This is a genomic window from Rhizobium sp. SG570 (genome assembly GCF_012275345.1).
Taxonomy (GTDB): domain Bacteria; phylum Pseudomonadota; class Alphaproteobacteria; order Rhizobiales; family Rhizobiaceae; genus Rhizobium; species Rhizobium lusitanum.
Map to the genome: position 1 here is coordinate 703,159 of NZ_JAAZQI010000002.1, position 6,275 is coordinate 709,433.

Below are 6,275 nucleotides of genomic sequence, written 5' to 3' on the forward strand. Positions count from 1 at the left end.
ATAGGGATGGTCGAAGATGTCGCGGGGGTGTCGCAAAGATGTCGCACTCCCTTCGCGGGCCCGGCAAGAGACGATGAAAGTCGAGGTTCACCTGCCGATCGATGCCCAAAATCGAAAAGGCGCAGACGATTCGTCCGCGCCTTTTCGGCAGTTTCGCAAGCTGGATGGGCGCGTGGGCCCGTCCTATCCGTCAGGGGTTCAGCATAGGCTAGCGGCGACTGAGAAGACCGATAAGGTAGCCGATGCCGGCTGCGGCAGCGACCATGAAAATCGGCTCCTCGCGAACTCTTTCGCGTAACTGCTCTGTGATCTCCTGGGCCTCCTCCGCGACGACGGACGTCGCTCCTTGCCCGACGGCAGCCAGGCTCTGCGACAGCCTCGATAAATCTTCGCGGAGAGCGGCGACCTGTGCCGCCAAATCTTCCACTGCCGTTTCAGTCTGCGCTCGGGCTGAAGAGGACTGGGCGGAAGCTGATTTCGTCTCTGCCATCGTGTGCTCCTTGTGTTTCTTTGTTGATTAAAACGTCACGGCTCGTCAAAGGTTCCGGCACCTTGGCGCCTCGTCGGGTGATTTCCCCTCTGGCTCTTCAATTCCGGTTCGGATTGTTCTAAGGAACTTCGATTGTTTCGCCTACGGGCGAAGACGTATTTATGACGAGGTTTGCTTTCCAATGTTCGACGTGCTGAGAAAAATCGCCCAGACCTGGCTTGCCAAGGGCTTGTTGCTTCTTCTGGCGGCAGCCTTCGGTGTATGGGGCGTCGAACGTTCGCTCATCACCGGCGGCAACAGTAATACCGTGGTGACCGTGGGCGACCAGCACATCGATACCAATGAATTCCGCCTCGCCTATCGCCGCCAGATTCAGGCCATCAGCCAGCAATTGCGCATGCAGATCACGCCGGAACAGGCCCGCGCCTTCGGTATCGGACAGCAAACCGTGGCACAGCTCGTTGCCGGCGCTTCGCTCGATCAGCTTGCCGCCGATATGAGCCTCGGCCTTTCCCAGGACAAGCTCGCGCAGCTGATCGGCGACGATCCGGCCTTCAAGGCGCCGAACGGCGCTTTCGACCGGCAGAAATTCGAGATGCTTCTGCGCAACAGCAACATCTCGCCCGACGACTACATCAAGGAGCGCAGTAAGGTTGCGGTCCGCGGCCAGATCGTCGAAGCGGTGTCGAACGGCTTCGTCGCTCCGAAGGTTCTGGTCGATGCCGTCAAGCAGTATCACGACGAGCACCGCAGCATCGATTACCTGCTGCTCACCAACGCCAACATCGACCCCGTCAAGGCACCGGCCGACGACGTGTTGTCCAAATGGTTCGAGGGTGTGAAGTCGAAGTACCGCGCTCCCGAATATCGGAAGTTCTCCTATGTGAAATTGCAGGCAGAGGATCTCGCCGATGCGGCGAGTGTGTCGGACGACGAGGTGCGCGCCGAGTTCGACAAGCGCAAGGACAGCTACACGACGCCGGCAACGCGCACGATCGAACAGCTGACCTTCGCCAACAAGGATCTGGCCACTGCGGCCGCCGACGCGCTGAAGACCGGCACGACCTTCGATCAGCTGGTTTCCGATCAGGGCAAGAAGCCTTCCGACGTGCTGCTCGGCACGTTCACGAAGGATCAGGTTCCGGACAAGACGATTGCCGAAGCCGCCTTCGCCGTCGCCAAGGATGGCGGCACGACACCCGTCGTCGACGGTTCGTTCGGCCCGGTCATTCTGCGTGTCACCAACGTGAAGGCCGAAACGGCGAAGAACTTCGACGACGTCAAGGAAGACATCCGCAAGCAGATTGCGCTCAGCAATGCCGCCAATGAAATCACCAGCGTCCATGACAAGTTCGAGGATCTGCGCGGATCCGGCGTCTCGCTGCAGGAGGCTGCAACGCAGCTGAAGCTGAAGACGGTCGCGATCGATTCGATCGATGCGACCGGCCTCGATCAGTCCGGCAACGAGGTCAAGGATCTGCCGGCAAAACAGCAACTGCTCTCGGAGGTCTTCAAGGCCGACCAGGGCGGCAATCCCGCGCCGCTGACGGTCGGCAACGACGGCTATGTCTGGTACGACATACTTGGCATCACACCCGATCATGATCGTTCGCTCGCCGACGTCCGGGAAAAGGCCGTTGCCGACTGGACTGCCGCGCAGCAGAAGATCGCGCTTGCCGCCAAGGCAACCGAGCTGAAGCAGGAGGTGCAGAAGGGCAAGTCGCTTGCCGATATCGCTGCACCGCTCGGCATCGCCGTGGAAAGCAAGGCCAACATCATGCGCTCGACGGATGATCCGGTTCTCGGCCGTGGCGGCATCGCCGCCGCCTTCTCCGGCCCTGTCGATACGGCCGCCAGTGCCGTCGGCGCAGATGACGCGACGCAGATCCTGCTCAAGGTCACCGATGTCAACGACAACCCGACGACCGATGCCCTGAGCAATGACGATCAGCAGATCGCTCAGATCGCCAATGCCGCCGGCGACGACATCCTCGACCAGATGGTCAGCCAGCTGCAGTCCAAATACGCCGTCACGGTCAATCAGAGCCTCGCCGAGCAGGCGATGTCCCGCTAGGCCCGGTCGGGAGGATGGATAACCAATGGCCGAACTGAAACCTTTCCTCGCCAAGGTCGCCAATCGTGAGGCGCTGACACGAGACGAAGCCCGGCAGGCATTCGAGATCCTGATGTCGGGCGAAGCGACGCCGTCGCAGATCGGCGCTTTCCTGATGGCGCTGCGTGTCCGCGGCGAAACGGTCGACGAGATCGTCGGCGCCGTCACCACGATGCGCGCCAAGATGCTGTCGGTGGAAGCGCCAGCTGACGCCATCGATATCGTCGGCACGGGCGGCGATGGCGTTGGCACCTACAACATCTCGACGCTGGCGGCATTCATCGTCGCCGGCGCAGGCGTGCCGGTGGCAAAGCACGGCAACCGTGCCCAGAGCTCCAAGGCCGGCACGGCCGACACGCAGTCGGTGCTCGGCATCAAGCTCGATATCGGTCCCGAGGTGATTGCCCGCTGCATTCGTGAAGCCGGCATAGGCTTCATGTTCGCGCAATTGCACCATTCGTCGATGCGTCATGTCGGCCCGTCCCGCGTCGAGTTGGGCACGCGCACGATCTTCAACCTGTTAGGCCCGTTGTCGAACCCGGCCGGTGCGCGCCGTCAGCTGCTCGGCGTCTTTGCGCCGCAATGGGTCGTACCGCTTGCCGAGGTGCTGAGGGACCTGAATGCCGAAAGCGTTTGGGTCGTGCACGGCAATGGCTTGGACGAGATCACCACGACCGGAGCAACCTCGGTCGCAGCACTTGAAGACGGCAAGATCCGTACCTTCGAGCTGACGCCGGCCGATTTCGGTCTGGCGCATGCCGATCTTGCCGACCTCAAGGGCGGCGATGGCATCGCCAACGCTGCAGCGCTCCGAGATGTGCTCAGCGGTGCGAAAAACGCCTATCGCGACATTGCTCTTGCCAATGCAGCCGCATCGCTTGTCATTGCCGGCAAGGCGGAAACGCTTCATGATGGCATGAAGCTCGCGGCTCAGTCGCTCGACAGCGGCGCGACCGCGGCGGCGCTGGACAAGCTGATCGCCGTCTCCAACGAGGAAGAATAGGTTCAGGACGTCATGACCGATATCCTTCAGAAGATCGAAGCCTACAAGCGCGAGGAAATCGCCGCGGCCAAGGCCAAGGTTCCCCTTGCCGATCTCAAGGCTATGCAGGCAGGTCAGTCCGCGCCGCGCGGCTTCCACAAGGCACTTCTCGCCAAGCAGAGCGCAGGCGTTTTTGGTCTGATTGCCGAAATCAAGAAGGCAAGCCCGTCGAAAGGACTGATCCGCCCAGACTTCGACCCGCCTGCCCTCGCCAAGGCCTATGAGGCGGGTGGTGCTGCCTGCCTCTCGGTACTGACGGATACGCCGAGCTTCCAGGGCGCTCCCGAATTCCTGACGGCTGCGCGCGCCGCCTGCTCCTTGCCGGCACTGCGCAAGGATTTCATGTTCGATACCTATCAGGTGCAGGAAGCCCGCGCCTGGGGCGCCGACTGCATCCTGCTGATCATGGCCTCGCTCTCCGACGACGACGCGCAGCGATTGCAGGACGAAGCTTTCGGCCTTGGCATGGACGTGCTTGTCGAGGTTCATGATGCCGAAGAGATGGAACGGGCGCTGAAGCTGTCTTCGCCGCTGATCGGCATCAACAACCGCAATCTGCGTACCTTCGAGGTCAGCCTCACGGTCAGCGAAGCGTTGTCGGCCATGGTGCCGGAGGGTCGCCTGTTGGTCGGCGAGAGCGGTGTCTTCACCCATGCCGATTGCAAGCGCCTCGAAGCCGTCGGTATCACCACCTTCCTCGTCGGCGAAAGCCTGATGCGCAAGGACGATGTCACGGCGGCGACGCGACTGCTGCTGAACGGCGAGACCGGCGTTCTGGCGGCCGAGTAAAATGAGCACCGAGAAAACGGGCCTCACCCATATCGACGCCTCGGGCGAAGCGCATATGGTCGATGTTGGCGACAAGGCCGAAACGGCGCGCAGCGCCACCGCTGGCGGTTATGTCAGGATGAAGCCGGAGACGTTGGCGCTGATCCGCGATGGCAACGCCAAGAAGGGCGATGTCATCGGTACGGCGCGGCTCGCCGGCATCATGGCAGCCAAGCAGACGTCCAATCTCATTCCGCTGTGTCATCCGCTGATGCTGACGAAGGTGGCGGTCGATATCGCCGAGGACGCCGCCCTGCCCGGCCTGCGCGTCACCGCGACGGCAAAGCTCACTGGCCGCACCGGCGTCGAGATGGAGGCGCTGACGGCGGTCTCCGTCGCTTGCCTGACGATCTACGATATGGCCAAGGCCGCCGACCGAAGCATGGAAATCGGCGGCATAATGCTATTGGAAAAATCCGGCGGCAAATCGGGGGATTTCCGCCATCCGGGGGCCTGACGCATGAGCCTGTTACCCGTTGCCGAAGCACAAGCGCGCCTGCTGAACAGTGCGACGCCGCTTCATCGTTTCGAAAGCGTTCCGCTCGATATGGCGGTCGGTAGGGTGTTGGCCAGGGATCTGGCAGCGCGCCTGACGCAGCCGCCCTTCGATGCCTCTGCTATGGATGGCTATGCCCTCCGTTTCGAGGATGCGGCAACGCCCGGCTCGGAACTGCAGATTATCGGCGCTTCTGCCGCTGGCCATGCCTTCGAAGGAACAGTCGGCAAGGGCGAGACTGTACGCATCTTCACCGGCGCGCCGGTACCGGCGGGAGCCGATTCGGTGCTCCTCCAGGAGGATGCTGGACGCCTGGAAGGCGATCGCATTCGCACCACCTATCCAATCCGCCAGGGGCAGCATATACGCCCGCGTGGCCAGGATTTCCTCGAGGATGAAGTCGTGCTGTCCGCCGGCACCGTGATGGATTTCTCCCGGCTTACCGTTGCCGCCGCCATGAATCATCCGGCGCTGGATGTCTATCGCCGGCCTCTGGTTGCAATCCTTGCGACCGGCGACGAGCTGGTGGTGCCCGGCAGCGAGCCGGGTGCTTCGCAGATCGTTGCGTCGAACACGTTCGGCATTGCGGCGCTGGCACGCAATGCCGGCGCCCATGTGCTGGATCTCGGCATTGTTCCTGACGATAGCGATGAAATCACCGCCGCGATCGGCCGCGCGCGGGTCGCGAAGGCCGATATCATCATCACGCTCGGCGGCGCCTCTGTCGGCGATCATGACCTCGTGCAAGCGACCATGATCGCCGCCGGCATGCAGCTCGATTTCTGGCGCATTGCCATGCGCCCCGGCAAACCTCTGATGGTCGGCAGTCTCGGCGAAACCCATGTCCTCGGTCTGCCGGGCAATCCCGTCTCCAGCCTGGTTTGCGGGTTGCTGTTTCTCGAACCCTTGATCCGCAAGCTCGCGTCCTTGCCGCCGGTGAAGCGCGACGGCGTCGCGAAGGCGGCCGTCCCCTTTGCGGCGAACGATCAGCGCCAGGATTATATGCGCGCAACCCTGACGAAGACTGCCGACGGCGGCTGGCTCGTCGAGCCTTTCTCCAGGCAGGATTCTTCGATGATGAAGGTCTTTTCGCGCGCCGATTGCCTTGTCGTTCGCCCGCCGCATGCGCCGGAACTTGCCGTCGGCTCGCCCTGCCCAGTCATAGTACTACGGCCGGACCTGCTAGAGCGTTTCTGCTTTTAGCTGAATCGGGAAGGGATTCCGTTTTTGGTTGATTTGTGATTCAAGATGTTGGCTGGAGTGGAGGCCAGCATCTGATGACTCGACCTCTTTCAAATGATCTTCG

At 62.1% G+C, this 6,275-nt stretch carries 6 protein-coding genes; 5 read left to right on the plus strand and 1 reads right to left on the minus strand.

What is annotated here, in order from left to right:
• Window positions 1-208: 208 nt before the first annotated feature.
• Window positions 209-490 (minus strand): hypothetical protein, encoded by a 282-nt coding sequence (locus tag FHT28_RS07255; RefSeq protein ID WP_047556730.1) that lies wholly within the window; start codon window positions 488-490, stop codon window positions 209-211.
• Between the two features lie 181 nt (window positions 491-671).
• Here FHT28_RS07255 and FHT28_RS07260 point away from each other — a divergent pair, with 181 nt between their 5' ends.
• Genes FHT28_RS07260 through glp form a run of 5 tightly spaced genes read left to right on the plus strand, consistent with a single transcriptional unit; the run spans window position 672 to window position 6,172 of the window.
• The gene (locus tag FHT28_RS07260; protein ID WP_037202173.1) at window positions 672-2,564 is read left to right on the plus strand and encodes a peptidylprolyl isomerase; all 1,893 of its coding nucleotides are present in this window, start codon (window positions 672-674) and stop codon (window positions 2,562-2,564) included.
• Window positions 2,565-2,589: 25 nt separating this feature from the next.
• The gene (trpD, locus tag FHT28_RS07265; protein WP_037202175.1) at window positions 2,590-3,606 is read left to right on the plus strand and encodes an anthranilate phosphoribosyltransferase; all 1,017 of its coding nucleotides are present in this window, start codon (window positions 2,590-2,592) and stop codon (window positions 3,604-3,606) included.
• A 12-nt stretch (window positions 3,607-3,618) separates the two neighbouring features.
• Window positions 3,619-4,434, plus strand: a complete 816-nt coding sequence (gene trpC, locus FHT28_RS07270; protein WP_113118615.1) for an indole-3-glycerol phosphate synthase TrpC — start codon at window positions 3,619-3,621, stop codon at window positions 4,432-4,434.
• 1 nt (window position 4,435) lies between these two features.
• Window positions 4,436-4,930: a cyclic pyranopterin monophosphate synthase MoaC gene (moaC, locus tag FHT28_RS07275; protein WP_037202178.1), complete on the plus strand. Its 495-nt coding sequence runs from the start codon at window positions 4,436-4,438 to the stop codon at window positions 4,928-4,930.
• Between the two features lie 3 nt (window positions 4,931-4,933).
• Window positions 4,934-6,172: a gephyrin-like molybdotransferase Glp gene (glp, locus tag FHT28_RS07280; protein ID WP_168595851.1), complete on the plus strand. Its 1,239-nt coding sequence runs from the start codon at window positions 4,934-4,936 to the stop codon at window positions 6,170-6,172.
• The last annotated feature ends 103 nt before the right edge of the window (window positions 6,173-6,275 follow it).

Coding starts and splice junctions, on each gene's coding strand:
- FHT28_RS07255 (WP_047556730.1), bottom strand. CDS start 490: ATGGCAGAGACGAAATCAGCTTCCGCCCAGTCCTCTTCAGCCCGAGCG.
- FHT28_RS07260 (WP_037202173.1), top strand. CDS start 672: ATGTTCGACGTGCTGAGAAAAATCGCCCAGACCTGGCTTGCCAAGGGC.
- trpD (WP_037202175.1), top strand. CDS start 2,590: ATGGCCGAACTGAAACCTTTCCTCGCCAAGGTCGCCAATCGTGAGGCG.
- trpC (WP_113118615.1), top strand. CDS start 3,619: ATGACCGATATCCTTCAGAAGATCGAAGCCTACAAGCGCGAGGAAATC.
- moaC (WP_037202178.1), top strand. CDS start 4,436: ATGAGCACCGAGAAAACGGGCCTCACCCATATCGACGCCTCGGGCGAA.
- glp (WP_168595851.1), top strand. CDS start 4,934: ATGAGCCTGTTACCCGTTGCCGAAGCACAAGCGCGCCTGCTGAACAGT.